Raw genomic sequence first — 236 nt, 5'->3', positions numbered from 1 at the left:
CGGACGTTGTTAGAACAACTTTTGACAGATTCAGATATGTTGTTTTTTAGAAAAGTCGAGCTTATTCGTGGTGAGGGTAAAGGTGACACCTTAATCGCTAACCAAGCGGGTATGGCTTATCGTGCCAGTGATTTATCTAAAATTTTATCTCAGTTAATTAAAACTGTTACAGGACTTCCTCATCTTACGACTCATCATCTAAGACACAGCTTTTTGACTAATTTTCAATTAATGTC

1 pseudogene is annotated in these 236 nt (G+C 36.4%); it reads left to right on the top strand.

Annotated features, from left to right (window positions below):
• A pseudogene (locus tag SB725_RS33900) lies at nucleotides 1-236 on the top strand (hypothetical protein); the annotation flags it as partial.

The organism is Pseudomonas sp. SIMBA_041 (assembly GCF_046535095.1).
Lineage (GTDB): Bacteria > Pseudomonadota > Gammaproteobacteria > Pseudomonadales > Pseudomonadaceae > Aquipseudomonas > Aquipseudomonas mucoides.
Note: the sequence above shows the minus strand (reverse complement) of the source record. Positions and strands in the feature narration are given on the sequence as shown.